Raw genomic sequence first — 17086 nt, forward strand, 5'->3', positions numbered from 1 at the left:
TTTTAGTTCTTTAAACTCTTTATCTTTTCAAATATCTCTTCTAATGCTGTAAGTATCTTATCTTGTGAAGTATTATTAAGTTTATATTTCACTGCAGGAGTACTAGATAAATCAAATGTCATCCTTCGTCCAAAACTATCATATAATGCATTTATCATTTCAGGATTCATCTTAGAATTTTTATCAAATTCAAGTATAAGAATATCATCCTTTTGTGACAGATTTGTGAACATCAATTTGTTTGCAATAGATTTTATATATCCAATCCTAAGTAAATTATCTACAGGTCTTGGTATATCGCCATATCTATCAATTAACTCTTCTAATAAATCTCTATATTCTTCTTTATCATCAATAGATGTAATTCTCTTATACATCCTTATTTTTTGTTCTGCATTTTGTATATATTTATTAGGAATGTAAGCATCCACATTAACTTCTACTGTAGTTTCTACTCTTTCAGTATCAATATTACCTTTTAATTTATTTACTGTTTCTTCTAAGTATTTAACATATAAATCATATCCTATTAAAGTCATATGTCCATGTTGTTCCGCTCCTAATATGTTTCCAGCACCTCTTATTTCTAAATCTCTCATAGCTATCTTAAAGCCTGATCCAAACTCTGTAAATTCTTTTATAGCTTTTAACCTTTTTTCAGCTACTTCTGTTAACACCTTATCTTTTTCATAAGTAAAATAAGAAAATGCAATTCTATTTGATCTACCAACTCTACCTCTTAATTGATATAATTGAGATAATCCCATTTTATCTGCATCGTATATTATCATAGTATTTACATTTGATATATCAAGTCCAGTTTCAATTATAGTAGTACAAACTAATACATCATATTCACCATTCATGAAATCAAGCATTACTTTTTCAAGTTCTCTTTCACTCATCTGACCATGAGCTACAACTATTCTTATTTCAGGCAATAATTCCTTTAATCTAGCTGCAATTTTTCTGATACCACGAACTCTATTATATACAAAATATACTTGACCTTTTCTATTTACTTCTTTTAATATAGCTTCCTTGATCATATTTTCATTATACTCAACTACATAAGTTTGAACAGGATATCTTTCTTCAGGTGGTTCTTCTATTACAGACATGTCCCTTGCTCCTATTAGTGCCATATGAAGGGTTCTTGGTATAGGAGTAGCAGTAAGTGTTAATACATCTACTGATTCTTTTATTTCTTTTATTGTCTCTTTATGTTTTACACCAAATCTTTGCTCTTCATCTACAATCAAGAGTCCTAAGTCCTTATATTTTACATCTTTCGTAAGTAGTCTATGTGTACCAACTATTACATCTATATTTCCACTTTTTAAATCTTTAATTATCTCTTTTTGTCTTTTAGGTGTTCTAAAGCGACTTAGCATTTCAACATTAATAGGAAAATCACTAAATCTTTCTACCATAGTATTAAAATGCTGTTGTGCAAGTATTGTAGTAGGTACAAGCATGGCTACTTGTTTGCCATCTAAAGTAGCTTTAAATGCAGCTCTCAGAGCTACCTCTGTTTTTCCATATCCTACATCTCCACATAGTAGTCTATCCATAGGAGATGGTTTTTCCATATCACTTTTAATATCTTCTATACATTTAATTTGATCTTCTGTTTCTTCATATGGAAATGTGTCTTCAAATTGATTTTGCCAAGGTTGATCTTTAGAAAAACTAAAGCCTTTTACTGTTCTTCTTTTTGCATAAAGCTCTAATAGGTCTATTGCCATTTCTTTTATAGCTTTTTTAACTTTACTTTTAGTTCTAGCCCATTCTCCACTTCCTAATTTACTTACTTTAGTTTTGCCTACTTCACTTCCAATATATTTTTGAATTAAATCCATTTGATCAACTGGTATATATAGTCTATCTTTTCCTGAATATCTTACAGATAGGTAATCTTTTTTTATTCCATCTACTACTAGTTGTTCCATTCCAATATATTTACCTATACCATGATTTTCATGTACTACATAGTCTCCTACTTTTAAATCTCTAAAGGAGCTTATATTTTTTTGATCTTTTTTATTTTTCTTTCTTCTTTTTCTTTTTATAGTTCCAAAAACTTCTTTATCGCTTATTATCATAAATTTAATATCAGGATACTCAAAACCAGATGCTATAGTTCCGGGAACTATAACTACTTGGCCTGTCTTTATATCTATATCATAAGTATCAGAATAAATATTATCTATACTCTTTTCTTTTAAATTTTTAGATAATCTCTTTCCCCTTTCATCAGTTCCTGATAATATAACTATTTTATATCCTTTATATCTTAAACGATTCAATTCATCTTTTAATATATCCAGTTTACTATGAAATGCTTGAACAGATTTAGTAGATATACTTACTATCTTTTTAGGTTTAAAATCCTTATTATTTTTAAGTAATCCAGTCATAGTAACTACATTTCTAGAATTTAACATTTCAATTATTTGTTCATAATTATAAAAAATATCTTTATGGGAATTTAATACCTCACCTGATTCATAAAGATCTCTATATTTTTCTAAAAAATCATCATTTAATGACTTTATATTTTCACTTATTCTATTTGGTTCATCTACTAAAATTGTACTATTACTTTTAATATAAGTAATTATATTAGATAAATTTTCTATCATATAAGGTAATATAATATCTAAATTTTCTATTGAAAGATTACTATCAATTCGTTCAATATAGTATTTAAATTTTTCTTCTAAATTTTCAGCTTTTTGTTCTTCTTTATTTAATTTAAATTTCTTTAACGTACTATTTAACTCTTTTTTAATTTTTTCTTTTATACTTTCTTTAAACTGTTCTTCTATAAATATTTCTTTAGCTGGAGTAATTTTAGCCACAGTAAAGTTTTCTATTGAACGTTGATCTTTCAAGCTAAATGTTCTTATAGAATCTACCTCATCATCAAATAATTCAACTCTAAAAGGATATTCATTTGTTGTAGGAAAGAAATCTATTATTCCACCTCTTACACTAAACTGCCCATGTCCTTCTATCATATCTACTCTTTCATATCCTTGAACTATAAGTGAATTTATAATTTCATCTAAATTTAAGCTATCACCAAAATTTATTTCTTTCTTATATTTCTTAAATATATCCTTTTTCATAACTCTATTTAAAATAGATTCAATACTCGCAACTACTATGATATTTTCTTCATTAATAAGTCTATCTAATACTTTAAGTCTTTGGTTTGAAATATCATGACTAACTGCATCAAAATCATAAAAAACTAATTGTCTAGCAGGATAAATCTCAGAATTTTGTGCATCAAACAATGCTAAATCTTCTATTATTGATTTAGCTCTTAATTCATCATAAGTTATTATAAGCACTTGTCCTTTTAAATCTTCTTTTACAGCATATGCTATATGTGATATATTTTCTTTAGATAATCCATGAAGAGATATAGGTGACAATTTATTTTTTAAATTTTTTATTAATTCATTGTAAGAAGCAAGATTATTCAATTGCTCTTTAAACACATTCATTTGACACACTCCTTAAAATACCTTTAGCCTAGGATTTAAATCCTAGGCAATTAAGTATTTTATATCTTTAACTATTATACATATTCATTGCTCGTTCTATATCTGAATTCATAATTTCTTCTACTGCTTTAGCAGCATTTAAAATAGCTTCATCAATTAATTCTCTATCTTCTTTGTTAAATCCACCTAAAACATGACTAATTAAATCTTTATCATAATTAGGTTTCCCTATACCAATTCTAATTCTTGGAAATTTATCATCTTTTAAATGATATATTACTGATTTCATTCCATTATGACTTCCTGCACTACCTTTTTTCCTAATCCTAAGATTACCAACAGGTATATCTATATCATCATAAATTACAATAATATTTTCTACAGGAAGCTTATAAAAATCTGAAAATCCTCTAACTGTAATACCACTGTCATTCATATAGGTTTGAGGTTTTATAAGCAATACTTTTTCTCCCTTTATATTAGCTTCTCCATATACAGATTGATGCTTTATCTTATTTACTTTAACTCCTAGTCTTTCAGATAAAATATCTATAGTATCAAAACCTACATTATGCTTAGTATTACTATACTTCTTTCCTGGATTACCCAGGCCTACTACTAAATACAACTTTTTCAACTCCTTAATTTTACTTGAAAAGTTTACTTACTGATTTGTTTGCATATATTCTATTTATAGCATCTGCAAATAAAGGTGCTATTGATACTACTTCAATTTTGTCTATTTGTTTTTCTTCAGGTAAAGGTATAGAATCTGTTACTATTAATTTCTCTATCATTGAATCTTTTAATCTTTCTATAGCAGGACCTGATAATACTGGATGAGTACAAGCTGCATATACTTTTTTAGCTCCAAAATCCTTTAATACTTTAGCTGCTTTTGCCATAGAACCAGCAGTATCAATAATATCATCTACTATTATTACATCTTTATTCTTTACATCTCCAATTATATTCATAACCTCAGCTACATTTGCTTTAGGTCTTCTCTTTTCTATTATAGCTATAGGTAAGTCAACTATACTTGCAAAGTTTCTTGCTCTTCTAACTCCTCCTATATCAGGTGAAACTATAACAGTATCATTGTTAATTCTACCTTTGTCTATACAATCTCTTGCAAGAATTGGAACGCCTAATAAATGATCTACTGGTATATCAAAATACCCTTGTAACTGAGTTGCATGTAAATCAATTGCAACTACTCTATCTGCACCTGCTACAGAAACTAAATCTGCTATTAATTTAGATGTAATTGGATCTCTTGCTTTTACTTTTCTATCTTGTCTAGCATACCCATAATAAGGTATTACTGCATTAATTCTACCTGCTGATGCTCTTTTTAATGCATCAATCATTATTAAAAGCTCCATAAGATTCTCATTTACAGGAGGGTTTGTTGGTTGTATTACAAATACATCTGCACCTCTTACAGTTTCATTTATATTTACTGATATTTCACCGTCGCTAAATCTAGTTACTTCAGAATCACCTAAAGTCACTCCTGCTTCTTCACAAATTTTTTCAGCCAATTTTTTATTTGCATTACCTGAAAAAATCTTAATGTCTCTTCCCATCACTTGCATGTTAATCCTCCTAAAGTTATTATTTATTTTTATCATTTTTAAAAACCCATCCGGGTTTATTTACTTGTCTAGCACGTGCTATAGATAAGTCTCCTTCCATTACTTCTTCTGTAATAGTAGAGCCTGCTGCTATATATCCATTATTTCTAACAGTAACTGGTGCTACTAAATTCGAGTTACTGCCTATAAATGCATTATTACCCACACTAGATCTAAATTTATTTTTGCCATCATAGTTTACGAAGACTACTCCACAACCAATATTTACATTTTCTCCTACATCTGCATCACCAATATATGAAAGATGAGATGCTTTAGAGTTATTACCTATATTAGCATTTTTAACTTCAACAAAGTCACCAATTTTAACATTTTTACCTATATTACTTTTAGGTCTTAAATAAGCATTTGGTCCTATTTTAGTGTCATCACCAACAATACTTTCTATAAGTGTAGATGATTTTACATTTATTCTGTCACCAAGAACTGTATCTGTGATATTTGAACTTCCCTCTATAATACACTCTTTACCTATCTTAGTTTTTCCTCTAATAACTGCTCCAGGATAAACTATAGTATCTGTACCTATCTCTACACCTTTTTCTATATATGTAGCTTTAGGATCTATCAAAGTTACACCATTTAACATATGATACTCATTAATTTTCTTTCTCATAATTTCTTCAGCATCTGATAATTGGACTTTTGAATTCACTCCAAGTATTTCAGTATTGTCTTTTAGTATAAACCCATCTACATTATATCCATTATCTGATAATATTTTTATTGCATCGGTTATATAGTATTCATTCTGAGAGTTATCGTTTGTCAAATTATTTAAGGCATATTTAAGAGCATTACCTTTAAACATAAAAATACCTGAATTAATCTCTTTTATCTCACGTTCCTCTTCTGTTGCATCTTTATGTTCTATTATACCTATTATATTGCCATTTTTTTCTCTTTTTATTCTACCATAGCCTGTTGCATCTTCAAATTCTGCTGTGAGTACTACAGCATCTAAATCATTTTTGAAACTATAATCCACAAGATCTTTTAAAGTATTTCCTTCTATTAATGGAGTATCTCCTGTAAGTATTATTACTCGATCATTATCTGATATATAATTTTGTGATTGCATTACTGCATAACCTGTACCATAAGGTACATCTTTACCTGTAGGTTGAGTTACAAATTCTATATCATTTCCACTTAACACTTCTTTAACTTTCTCTTTACCATGACCTACAATTACTATGTTTTTTTCACAACCAGCGCCTTTAGCTGCTTCAATCACATGACTTGCCATAGGTTTTCCACACACACGATGAGCTACCTTAGGTATATTTGACTTCATTCTTGTACCTTCGCCAGCTGCTAGTATTACAGAAATTATCATCTTAACACCTCTACTTATTAAAATATCATTTTTACACTAAAGTCTTCTGAAATGATTTTCCTCTATATTATAACAGAAAGATACAGTATTTTATAGGGTTTTTAAGGATAATTAAGATGAAATATTTTTTGCATCAAAAAAGATACCTAAATTTATATAAAGGTATCTTTAAAATTGCGTTTGAGATTAGGCTAATTCTTCGCTTTCTACATCTAATTGAGCTTCATACTCTTTGAAAACAGCTTCCTGAATTTTAGCTCTAGTATCTGAATTGATAGGGTGAGAAATATCTCTAAATTCTCCATCAGACATCTTTCTACTTGGCATAGCTACAAAAAGTCCATTTAATCCTTCTATTATTTTGATATCATGGACTACAAATTCTTCATCAAAAGTTACAGAAACTATGGCTTTCATCTTTCCTGTTCTGTTGATTTTTCTGATTCTTACATCTGTTACCTTCACGAACACCCACCTCCTAAACCTTATAGATGATATAAAATTTTTAGCTTATATTTATATTCTCCATATATTTTAAAATTCCTTCTTTTTTTACGAAATTTCATTAACTTTTTTTAATATTTCTAAACATTAAAAAATTGACTTGTTAGGAGTTATTCTAATTTTATTTTCTGAAGTATTTATGGTTTTTAAATTTAATAATGCAATATAATCATCTATTAACTTTTCTTCCGGATCTGGTGTGTTTATAAGTACTCCTGTGCCAACTACCTCTGCATTAAATTCGTTCATCATATCTTTTATTCCTTTAGCAGTACCACCTGCTTTCATGAAGTCATCTATTATTAGTACCTTTGAATTTTCTTTTAAAGCCTTTTTCGTTAAAAACATAGTTTGAATTTTTTTTGTAGAACCTGATATGTAATTTATGCTAACAGTAGCTCCTTCAGTTATTTTTAAATTTTTTCTTATTATAACTAATGGAACATCTAATATTTTAGCAGTCATAGTAGCAAGTGGTATACCTTTAGTCTCCATAGTAACTACATAATCTATATTTTGTTCCCAAAATTTAGTAGCAAATATACGTCCTATTTTATATGATATATCAGGAGAATAAAGTATATCTGACATATATATAAATCCACCTGTTATAATCCTACTTTCATCCATTAACCTACTAGCTAAATCATCCAAAAAAATTTCTGTGTTGTTTTTAGAAATAATTGGTATAAATTTAACCCCACCACTGGCACCAGCTATTGTTACTATTTTACCTAATTCTAGAGTTTCAACTAATTGTTTAATCATCATAATATCTTCACTTATGCTTGATTTTGCAGTTTCAAACATGGTAGTAAAATATTTGTAAGTAAATACGTGATTTGTTTTTTCAGTAAGTATATTCATTATTGCAGCTAATCTATCTTTCCTGTTAAATTTTTTCAAAGAGCTCACTCCTTAACGAATTATATAATTATTTAATTATATTTTATTCGTTTTTATAATAATTATCAATGACAATTACTTTTTATTTTATAAAGTTTTGAATTGTGGTATAATCGTGAAGAGTATATTGCGCATATTTTGGAAATAATATAAGTATTAGAAATTAGGAGGAAATTACATGTTAAATTTTGATATAAATAAGTCTAATTATAAAAGAATACATTTTATAGGTATTGGTGGAATTAGTATGAGTGGCCTTGCTGAAATTTTATTAAATAAAAATTATATTGTAACTGGTTCTGACATGAATAATTCTAAAATAATAGAAAAACTAATAAATGATGGTGCTACCATACATATTGGTCATAATTCTAAAAATATAAAAGATGTTGACTTAATAGTCTATACTTCAGCTATTGGAGAAGACAACTCTGAATACATCTTTGCAAAAGAAAATAAAATACCTATGATGGATAGAGCAACTTTTCTTGGAGAATTAATGAAAAGCTATAAAGATTCTATAGCTGTAGCAGGAACTCACGGAAAGACTACTACTACTGGAATGATAGCATCTATTCTATCTATTTCATTATTAGATTCAACTATACTTTTAGGTGGAGAACTAGATTCTATTGGAGGAAATGTAAAAATTGGAGATAATAAATTACTTCTCACTGAAGCCTGTGAATATAAAGAAAACTTTTTAAAATTTAATCCAACTATAGGAATAATATTAAATATTGATGAAGATCATCTAGATTACTTCACTGGTATGGATCATATAAAAAATACATTTAAAAAGTTTAATAATTTATCCCTTGAAGGTGGATACTCAATTGTAAATGGTGATGATGAAAATATTAAAGCAATAATAAATAAGAATAAAAACATTATTACTTTCGGAATTTCAAAAGAAAATGATTACCATGCAACTAATATAAAATATAACGATAAAGGTTATGGTGAATACGATCTATATATAAATAATAAATTTGTAGATCACATAAAACTAAGTGTTGTAGGTGAACATAATATATATAATTCACTTTCTGCTATTGCAGCTACTTTTATATCAGGAGTAGATATGGAATCAATAAAAGATGGCTTAAAAATATATAAAGGAACCCATAGAAGATTTGAAGATAAAGGGGTAGTTAAAGGAATTCAATTAATAGATGATTATGCTCATCACCCTACTGAAATAAAAGCTACATTAAATTCTATAGGTGACAAATATAATAAAATTTATTGTGTTTTTCAACCACATACTTATACAAGAACTAAATCCCTTTTAAAAGAATTTGGCAAATGCTTTAAAGGAGCAGATAAGATAATTATTACAGATATTTACGCAGCAAGAGAAAAAAATACAGGAATAGTAAATTCTAAACAATTAGTTGATGAAATAAATCATAATGGTCAAGACAGTATTTTTATTGAAACTTTTGATGAAGTGGTTAATTTCTTACAAAAAACTGTGGATAAAGGTGATTTAATTATCACTGTAGGTGCTGGAGATGTGTATAAAGTTGGGGATATGTTTAAAACTAAAATAAATAAATAAAAGTTTTAAATATTTAGGTTTAAAAAAAATCTATTTGGTTATAAATATACTATACCTTAGTCCCCACTCCCCCATTAAAAGGGCTCCCAAGAATTGGGAGCCTTTTTTATTATTCTTCTATTTTTTCGTCCAAATCTGCATCATTTTCTACACCATATATTTCTTTCATCAATTCTCTTGTTTCCTCTTCATCATGTTCAAAAAATGATAATGTCCACCCTTGGAATGTAAGAGGTTTTGTTTCTCCAGGAAGGGTATGAGTATTTACATCATTCATATTCATTCCTATAGCTTTTGTAGCATTGGCTGTTATATCTAATATACTCATATCAGTTTCCACTTCTTTTGCAGCAGTCATTGCTACTTTTGGAAGATTAAATCCTAATGCTTTTTTAAGTGCTGATTTAATGAATTTTTGTTGAGCTTCTACTCTACCAATATCTCCATTTGCATAGCCTTTTCTAAACCTTAAAAAACCTATAGCTTCACTACCATTTAAAACTTGTTTTCCTTCCTCCAAATATCTAACTTCTTTTGTACCATCTGGATAAAAATAATCATATTTCATCCTTTGTGGCACGTCCATCTCAACTCCACCTAAAGATTCTACTATATTTTCTACTCCATCATAAGATATAGTAGCATAATTATCAATAGGTACACCTAGTATTTCTTCTACAGCTTTCATTGTTTTTTCAGCAGCTACTTCATGTCCTTTTTTTAAATTTCTAATATATACCGCATTTAATTTTCTATGGTCTGCAGTATCATATCCTGGTACATGATATTGTGTATCTCTAGGAACCGATATCATGTCTACCTTTTTAGTTTTAGGATCAAAACTTGCAAATACAAGGGTATCACTTCTACCTTCTGCTTCTATTCCAATAAGTAATACATTTATTCTATCACTATTCGCTACTGCTTTTTCAAATGCAGGCAAATTTTCTATTTCCTCTTGAGTATAGTCACGCATTGGATGGTCATTCCTTTTATCATTTGCATTTGCTGTTGAGTCAAAGAAATTAAAATAAGTATAAGCACCTGCTCCCATTACTATTGTAAAACATAATAAAGCAATGGAAAAAACCTTTAGAAAATATTTCACATTTTATCATCCTTTATATTCTAATTGTAAGTTTACATAGTAATTATATCACATGTATGTATATATAGTATTATTTTTTTATTACAAATATATCCTAATATTAAAATTCTTCTCTAATTATATTCATCATATTCTCAAATACAATAGAAATTTTTTCATCACTTAAACAATTTTTTTCTATTTGCAATTTAACTAATTCCATAAATTCTAAAAGATTTTCCTTTATTTTTCCTTGATTAGTCCTAGATTCAATCATACTTTTAAACCACTTTATTTTATTTCTAAATATTGAATATCTTTCTATCTCAATAATTATCTTCAATGCTTCTATAGTATCATTAGCTGCCATATATATAATTTCTTCAGGAGAACTTGAATATTTATTAAAATATATTTTATGTTTAGATTCATGTTGTATATTTTTTATAATTTTCTCTTTATTTTGATCTAAACATTCAATTAACTCTTCTTTATCCATATCATCATCTCCTTTAGACTATCTTATATATATCATATAATATTTTCTATTAAATTAAAACAAAAAAGAGTATATATCTAAATTCTGATATATACTCTAGTTAAGTTTTATTTTTAATTTATCTTTCAACTATAAGTGAAGTACCTTGTCCTCCACCTATACATAGAGTTGCAAGTCCTGTTTTAGAGTTTCTTTTCTCCATTTCATATAATAATGTAATTAAAATTCTAGCTCCACTAGCTCCTACTGGATGTCCAATTGCTATAGAACCTCCATTTACATTTACCTTCTCTGGATCCATTTTTAAATCTTTAACTACTGCAAGTGATTGTGCAGCAAAAGCTTCATTAGCTTCTATTAAATCTATATCTTCAATGCTTAAATTAGCTTTTTCAAGTGCTTTTTTAGTAGCTGGTACTGGACCATAACCCATTATTTTAGGATCTAAGCCTGCTGAACCATATGATTTTATAGTTGCAAGTGGTTTAAGTCCTAATTCTTCACATTTTTCTTTACTCATTAAAATAAGCATTGCTGCTCCATCATTTATTCCTGATGCATTTGCAGCTGTTACTGTACCATCTTTTTTGAATGCTGGACGTAACTTTGAAATCTTTTCTTTAGTTACTCCTTTTTTAATATATTCATCATCTTCTACTACTATAGGTTCTCCTCTTCTTTGTGGTATTTCTACAGGTACAATTTCATCTTTAAATCTTCCTTCAACTTGAGCCTTCTCTGCTCTATTTTGACTTCTTACTGCAAATTCATCTTGCATATCACGAGTTAAATTCCATTGTTCTGCTATATTTTCTGCTGTTATACCCATATGAATATCAAAGAATGCATCAGATAATGCATCATTAATCATGCTATCAACTATCTGTCCATCTCCCATTCTTTGTCCCCATCTTGCCTTAGGAAGTAAGTATGGAGCATTACTCATACTTTCTGTTCCTCCTGCAAGTATAACATCAGCATCTCCAAGCATTATAAACTGAGCTGCCATACTAACAGTTCTAAGTCCTGAACCACAAACTTTATTTATTGTCATTGCTGGAGTTGTTTCTGGTATTCCTGCATTTACAGCAACTTGTCTTGAAGGATTTTGTCCAAGTCCTGCTGACAAAACATTTCCTATTAAAACATTCTCTACTATTTCTGGTTTTATACCTGCTCTTTTCATAGCTTCTTTTGCTGCTACAACACCTAAATCTATTGCTGATAATTTTGATAAAGCACCTCCAAAAGCACCTACTGGTGTTCTTGCTGCTCCTACTATTACTACTTCTCTCATTTATAACTCCTCCTTGTATGGTTAATATATTAACGATGTCTTTACATAACTCGAACCTTGCATTATGCAAGGTTCGTAATATTTTTTATTTATCTATTATAATCATAGAATCCTTTTTTAGTTTTTCTACCTAACATTCCGCCTCTTACCATTTTTCTAAGTAATGGATGTGGTCTATATTTAGAATCACCAAATTCATCATATAAAACTTCCATAATGGCAAGGCATACATCTACACCAATTAAATCCGCAAGTGCTAATGGTCCTATTGGATGATTTGCCCCTAATTTCATAGCTTCATCTATATCTTCTTTAGATGCAACACCTTCTGCAAGTATACCTGCTGCTTCATTAATCATTGGTACAAGTATTCTATTTACTACAAATCCTGGTGCTTCTTCAACTTCTACTGGAGTTTTTCCTAATTCCTTAGACATTTCGATTATTTTCATCTTTGTTTCTTCACTAGTTGCTATACCTTTTATAACTTCTACTAGTTTCATAACTGGTACTGGGTTGAAGAAATGCATTCCAATTACCTTTTCAGGTCTATTTGTAGCTGATGCTATTTCTGTTATAGAAAGAGAAGAAGTATTTGAAGCAAGTATTGCACCTTCCTTACAAACTTCATCTAATTCTTTAAATATTTTTTTCTTTATGTCCATATTTTCTACTGCTGCTTCTATTACTATGTCAGAGTCTTTTATATCATCATTAGAAAGTGTACCTCTAACTCTATCCGTTATTTCATTTTTCTTATCTTCAGTTATTTTTTCTTTTTTTACTAATCTATCTAAATTTTTAGATATGATTTTTATACCTCTATCTATTCCCTCTTGATTTATGTCCTTTATCATTACATCATATCCTGCTCCTGCAAATGCTTGAGCTATTCCTGAACCCATTGTTCCGCCACCAATAATTGTAGCTTTCATATTCAGCCTCCTAACAGTTTATTTATTTTTAAAATTTGGTTTTCTCTTTTCTATAAATGCATTCATTCCTTCTTTTTGATCCTCTGTTGAAAAACATAGTCCAAATAAGTCTTTTTCTATTTCTATTCCTGTTTCAATATCGGTTTCAATACCTCTATTAATTGCAGCCTTTGAATATCTTATAGCAAGCTGAGCTTTAGATGATATTTTTTTAGCCATTTCTAATACAGAGTTCATTAGGTCTTCTTTTGATACAACTTGATTTACAAGTCCAATTTTCTCTGCTGTATTAGCATCTACCATATCGCCTGTAAATATTAATTCTTTAGCTTTAGCAGTTCCTACGAGCCTTGAAAGTCTTTGAGTTCCACTAAAACCTGGAGTTATTCCAAGTCCTACCTCTGGTTGACCAAATTTAGCATTTTCAGATGCTATTCTTATATCACATGCCATAGAAAGTTCGCATCCTCCACCTAATGCAAATCCATTTACAGCTGCAATAACTGGTTTTTCCATTATTTCTATCTTTCTAAAAACATCACTGCCAAGCTTACCAAATTCTCTTCCTTCACTTGCAGTTTTTTCTTTCATTTCTACAATATCAGCACCTGCTACAAATGCCTTACCTTCACCTGATAATACAATAACGTTTACATCTTGATCTTTATCAAGCTCATCAATTGCATTATCTAGTTCCAATAGAGTATCTGTATTTAACGCATTTAAAGCTTTGGGTCTATTAATTTTAAGTATTGCTACATTTTCTTTTTTCTCCAAAGTTAAATTATTAAAATTCACATTATCCCTCCTCTATTTCTATATACTTTTTAATATGCAAATACTATGCCAATTTTAAAAATAATTATTTTTGTTGCAATAACTATATTTAAATAGACATATATTCATATGATTTAAAAAATCTGTACAGAAATCCATACAGATGTATAAAATAATATACACCAATTTTTTTGGCGTATATTATTAATTAGCTTTTCTTGACATGTTGTTATATGCTTTATTAATCTTAAATACTCCTAAATAATTATTTTCATTATCTATTACTGGTAGAATATCATACCCTTCTCTAAATTGAATCTCCAATGCTTCCATTATAGTTTTATCTTGATTTATTGCTGCTATATTCTCTATATTTTCTTTCATAAATACAAAATTCTTTTCTAGAGAATACATACCTATATATTGTCCATTTTTTAATACAGGTAAAATACTTATATCTTCTCCAAATTTTAACTTTGTATTATCCTCTACATTATTTAATTCTATTGTAGGATAATTTTTATATAATGTATTTTTAACATTTGCTACATCTGCATAAGAAGTAAAACTTTTTATGCCAAAAAATTCATTTATATAATTATCTTCTTGATTAAAAAATATATCTTCTCTACTGCCAGATATAACAAGTTCTCCTTCTTTTAATAATACTATTTTATTTCCAAGCTTCATAGCTTCATGTATATCATGAGTTACAAAAATAATAGTCTTATTTACTTTTTTGTGTATATCTATTAATTCATCTTGTAATTTTTTTCTAGTAATTTCATCTATAGCTCCAAAAGGTTCATCCATTAAAATTATAGGAGGATCTGCTGCTAGTGCTCTTGCAACTCCAACTCTTTGTTGCTGTCCTCCACTTAATTCACGAGGATATTTTTTCAAATCATTTTGTGTAAGACCTACAAGTTCTATAAGTTCCCTTGCTCTTTGTTTTCTTTGAGCCTTTTCCACTCCTTTAATCTTTAATACATATGATATATTTTCAGATATATTTAAGTGTGGAAATAACCCTACTTGTTGAATTACATATCCTATTTGACGTCTTAAATCTATTTGATTCCATTTAGATATTTCTTTATTGTTAATATATATATTACCATCAGATGGCTTAATCAAACCATTTATAAGCTTTAAAGCTGTTGTTTTTCCACAGCCAGAAGGACCAATCAATGTTACAAATTCACCTTTATTAATCGATAAATTTAAATTTTTTAAAGCTTTTTTTCCATCACCATAATCCTTTGAAATATCCTCAAACTTTACTACTTCCACTACAATAATCCTTTCTCTTCCAAAAATTCATGCGCTACATCTTCTGGTTCTTCATTTTTACTCTCGACTTTATTATTTAGATTTCTTATTTCCTCTTCACTTATATTGTTAGATAACATATTTAAAACATCTTTAAGTTCTGGATATTCTTTTAATGTCTCATTTTTAACTACTGTTGAAGCATAGTATGATGGGAAGAAATTCTTATCATCTTCAAGTACTTTTAATCCATATTCATCTAATAATCCATCTGTAGAGAAAGCATTTATAACATCTACTTCACCTGACTCTATTGCTTGATATTTAAGTCCTATATCCATTTCTTTTGTGTCTTTAAAATTGAATTCATAAACATCTTTTATAGCATTAAATCCATCATCTCTTTCATAAAAATCATACTCAGCTCCAAATACAAGTTTTTCACTATTTTCTGCTAAATCTGAATATGTTTCTATACCTAATTCTTTTGCTTTTTCAGCATTTACTGCCAGTGTAAAAGTATTATTAAATCCATATTGATCAAGCCATAAAAGATCAAATTCTTCTTGATAAGCTTCTTTTGTTTTTTCGTACATTTCATCAGGATCTTCTATCAAATCATTTTCAAGAACAAACATCCACCCTGTACCTGTATACTCTGGATAAAGATCAATCTCACCAGAAATTATTGCAGGATGTAAGTTACTAGTTCCACCTGCTATACCTGATTTCATATCTACATTTATCTCTGTTTTTTCTTCCACTAAAATCTTTATCATTTCGCCTATTATATATTGCTCTGTCATAGGTTTTGTTCCTATAGTTATTGACTTTTGCTCTCCAGCACCTGATGTTTCTTCTCCATTTTCATCACTGCAAGCTACAACTGTCCCTAAAATTAAAAATAATGCTAAAATTAATATTAAAGTTTTTTTAAGCATTTAAGTTTCCTCCTTTAATCTTTTTTCCTTGCACTTTTCTAATAACTAATTTTTCTATAAACTCCAATATTCTATCAGCAATAATAGCAAGAAGTGCAACTAAAATACTACCTGAAAATAATAATTCTGTATTATATGTGCTTATTCCTCTCCATATAGCTGTTCCTATGCCACCTGCACCAATAAATGCAGCTATTGCAGTCATAGCAATAGTCATAACTATCATTGTTCTAAGTCCTGCTATTATAACTGGAAGAGCTAGAGGAAGCTCTATATTAAACAATAATTGAAACCGAGTACTTCCCATTCCTTTTCCTGCTTCTACTATTGATTTGTCTACTTCTGTAATCCCTACATAAGTATTTCTAACAACAGGAAGAAGACCATATATTATAAGTGCTAATATTGCATTAGTAGTACCTAATCCAATAACAGAAACCATAATTCCGAAAAATGCTATAACAGGTATTGTATATAAGAAGTTAGTAAGACTTATTACAAATGGTGCTAATCTTCTATACCTAGAAATTAATATTCCAAGTGGTACACCTATAAGTGTTATAAAAGTTATAGCAATTAAAGAAATTTTTATATGTTCTAAAGTTATTTCTAAAAAATAATCACTTCTTTCTATATATATCCTAAACAATCCAGATATTGAATTGAAAAAATCCATATTATACCCCCTAGTGTTTCTAGTTATTCACTAAACAATCTATACCCTTTATGTTGTATATATAATCATGATATAATTAATAGTATTCATATTGTTTATATAATATCATT

Annotated in this window: 15 protein-coding genes; 1 reads left to right on the forward strand and 14 read right to left on the reverse strand. The window is 28.6% G+C overall.

What is annotated here, in order from left to right:
• Nucleotides 1–2: 2 nt before the first annotated feature.
• The 6 genes from mfd to purR all read right to left on the reverse strand — a co-directional run bounded on the left by mfd (nucleotide 3) and on the right by purR (nucleotide 7928).
• Nucleotides 3–3518, reverse strand: coding sequence for a transcription-repair coupling factor (gene mfd / locus E0D94_RS13690; protein WP_130808093.1), 3516 nt, complete (start codon nucleotides 3516–3518; stop codon nucleotides 3–5).
• 67 nt (nucleotides 3519–3585) lie between these two features.
• On the reverse strand, nucleotides 3586–4146 hold the full coding sequence (pth, locus tag E0D94_RS13695) for an aminoacyl-tRNA hydrolase (protein ID WP_165442977.1): 561 nt from the start codon (nucleotides 4144–4146) through the stop codon (nucleotides 3586–3588).
• A 19-nt stretch (nucleotides 4147–4165) separates the two neighbouring features.
• Nucleotides 4166–5119, reverse strand: a complete 954-nt coding sequence (locus E0D94_RS13700; RefSeq protein ID WP_130808095.1) for a ribose-phosphate diphosphokinase — start codon at nucleotides 5117–5119, stop codon at nucleotides 4166–4168.
• Nucleotides 5120–5138: 19 nt separating this feature from the next.
• A complete protein-coding gene (gene glmU, locus E0D94_RS13705) occupies nucleotides 5139–6518 on the reverse strand; it encodes a bifunctional UDP-N-acetylglucosamine diphosphorylase/glucosamine-1-phosphate N-acetyltransferase GlmU (protein WP_130808096.1) in 1380 nt (459 codons plus the stop codon).
• Between the two features lie 186 nt (nucleotides 6519–6704).
• Nucleotides 6705–6983, reverse strand: a complete 279-nt coding sequence (spoVG, locus tag E0D94_RS13710) for a septation regulator SpoVG (protein WP_130808097.1) — start codon at nucleotides 6981–6983, stop codon at nucleotides 6705–6707.
• A 126-nt stretch (nucleotides 6984–7109) separates the two neighbouring features.
• The gene (gene purR / locus E0D94_RS13715) at nucleotides 7110–7928 is read right to left on the reverse strand and encodes a pur operon repressor (protein ID WP_130808098.1); all 819 of its coding nucleotides are present in this window, start codon (nucleotides 7926–7928) and stop codon (nucleotides 7110–7112) included.
• A gap of 178 nt (nucleotides 7929–8106) precedes the next feature.
• Between purR and murC the strand changes: the two genes are divergently transcribed.
• A complete protein-coding gene (murC, locus tag E0D94_RS13720; protein WP_130808099.1) occupies nucleotides 8107–9492 on the forward strand; it encodes a UDP-N-acetylmuramate--L-alanine ligase in 1386 nt (461 codons plus the stop codon).
• Nucleotides 9493–9601: 109 nt separating this feature from the next.
• On the opposite strand, the gene E0D94_RS13725 is transcribed toward murC, so the two are convergent.
• The 8 genes from E0D94_RS13725 to E0D94_RS13760 all read right to left on the reverse strand — a co-directional run bounded on the left by E0D94_RS13725 (nucleotide 9602) and on the right by E0D94_RS13760 (nucleotide 16976).
• Nucleotides 9602–10600, reverse strand: coding sequence for an LCP family protein (locus tag E0D94_RS13725; RefSeq protein ID WP_130808100.1), 999 nt, complete (start codon nucleotides 10598–10600; stop codon nucleotides 9602–9604).
• 100 nt (nucleotides 10601–10700) lie between these two features.
• Nucleotides 10701–11078 (reverse strand): hypothetical protein, encoded by a 378-nt coding sequence (locus E0D94_RS13730; RefSeq protein WP_130808101.1) that lies wholly within the window; start codon nucleotides 11076–11078, stop codon nucleotides 10701–10703.
• A gap of 118 nt (nucleotides 11079–11196) precedes the next feature.
• Nucleotides 11197–12375 carry an acetyl-CoA C-acetyltransferase gene (locus tag E0D94_RS13735; protein ID WP_130808102.1) on the reverse strand — a complete coding sequence of 393 codons (1179 nt, stop codon included), beginning with the start codon at nucleotides 12373–12375 and terminating at the stop codon, nucleotides 11197–11199.
• Between the two features lie 89 nt (nucleotides 12376–12464).
• A complete protein-coding gene (locus E0D94_RS13740; protein ID WP_130808103.1) occupies nucleotides 12465–13310 on the reverse strand; it encodes a 3-hydroxybutyryl-CoA dehydrogenase in 846 nt (281 codons plus the stop codon).
• A gap of 18 nt (nucleotides 13311–13328) precedes the next feature.
• The gene (locus E0D94_RS13745) at nucleotides 13329–14108 is read right to left on the reverse strand and encodes a short-chain-enoyl-CoA hydratase (protein ID WP_130808104.1); all 780 of its coding nucleotides are present in this window, start codon (nucleotides 14106–14108) and stop codon (nucleotides 13329–13331) included.
• A gap of 183 nt (nucleotides 14109–14291) precedes the next feature.
• Complete coding sequence (locus E0D94_RS15050; protein ID WP_130808105.1) at nucleotides 14292–15380, reverse strand: ATP-binding cassette domain-containing protein; 1089 nt, start codon at nucleotides 15378–15380, stop codon at nucleotides 14292–14294.
• Nucleotides 15380–16300: a glycine betaine ABC transporter substrate-binding protein gene (locus E0D94_RS13755; protein ID WP_130808106.1), complete on the reverse strand. Its 921-nt coding sequence runs from the start codon at nucleotides 16298–16300 to the stop codon at nucleotides 15380–15382. Before E0D94_RS13755 ends, E0D94_RS15050 begins: the two co-directional genes overlap by 1 nt.
• Nucleotides 16293–16976, reverse strand: coding sequence for an ABC transporter permease (locus tag E0D94_RS13760; protein WP_130808107.1), 684 nt, complete (start codon nucleotides 16974–16976; stop codon nucleotides 16293–16295). Before E0D94_RS13760 ends, E0D94_RS13755 begins: the two co-directional genes overlap by 8 nt.
• Nucleotides 16977–17086 lie beyond the last annotated feature (110 nt).

Origin of the sequence: Senegalia massiliensis (assembly GCF_900626135.1) — a bacterium.
GTDB classification, from domain to species: domain Bacteria; phylum Bacillota; class Clostridia; order Tissierellales; family SIT17; genus Anaeromonas; species Anaeromonas massiliensis.

Excerpts from the sequence above, each read along its gene's own strand:
- mfd (WP_130808093.1), bottom strand. The coding sequence starts at position 3,518 with ATGAATGTGTTTAAAGAGCAATTGAATAATCTTGCTTCTTACAATGAA.
- E0D94_RS13700 (WP_130808095.1), bottom strand. The coding sequence starts at position 5,119 with ATGCAAGTGATGGGAAGAGACATTAAGATTTTTTCAGGTAATGCAAAT.
- glmU (WP_130808096.1), bottom strand. The coding sequence starts at position 6,518 with ATGATAATTTCTGTAATACTAGCAGCTGGCGAAGGTACAAGAATGAAG.
- murC (WP_130808099.1), top strand. The coding sequence starts at position 8,107 with ATGTTAAATTTTGATATAAATAAGTCTAATTATAAAAGAATACATTTT.
- E0D94_RS13730 (WP_130808101.1), bottom strand. The coding sequence starts at position 11,078 with ATGGATAAAGAAGAGTTAATTGAATGTTTAGATCAAAATAAAGAGAAA.
- E0D94_RS13735 (WP_130808102.1), bottom strand. The coding sequence starts at position 12,375 with ATGAGAGAAGTAGTAATAGTAGGAGCAGCAAGAACACCAGTAGGTGCT.
- E0D94_RS13740 (WP_130808103.1), bottom strand. The coding sequence starts at position 13,310 with ATGAAAGCTACAATTATTGGTGGCGGAACAATGGGTTCAGGAATAGCT.
- E0D94_RS13755 (WP_130808106.1), bottom strand. The coding sequence starts at position 16,300 with ATGCTTAAAAAAACTTTAATATTAATTTTAGCATTATTTTTAATTTTA.
- E0D94_RS13760 (WP_130808107.1), bottom strand. The coding sequence starts at position 16,976 with ATGGATTTTTTCAATTCAATATCTGGATTGTTTAGGATATATATAGAA.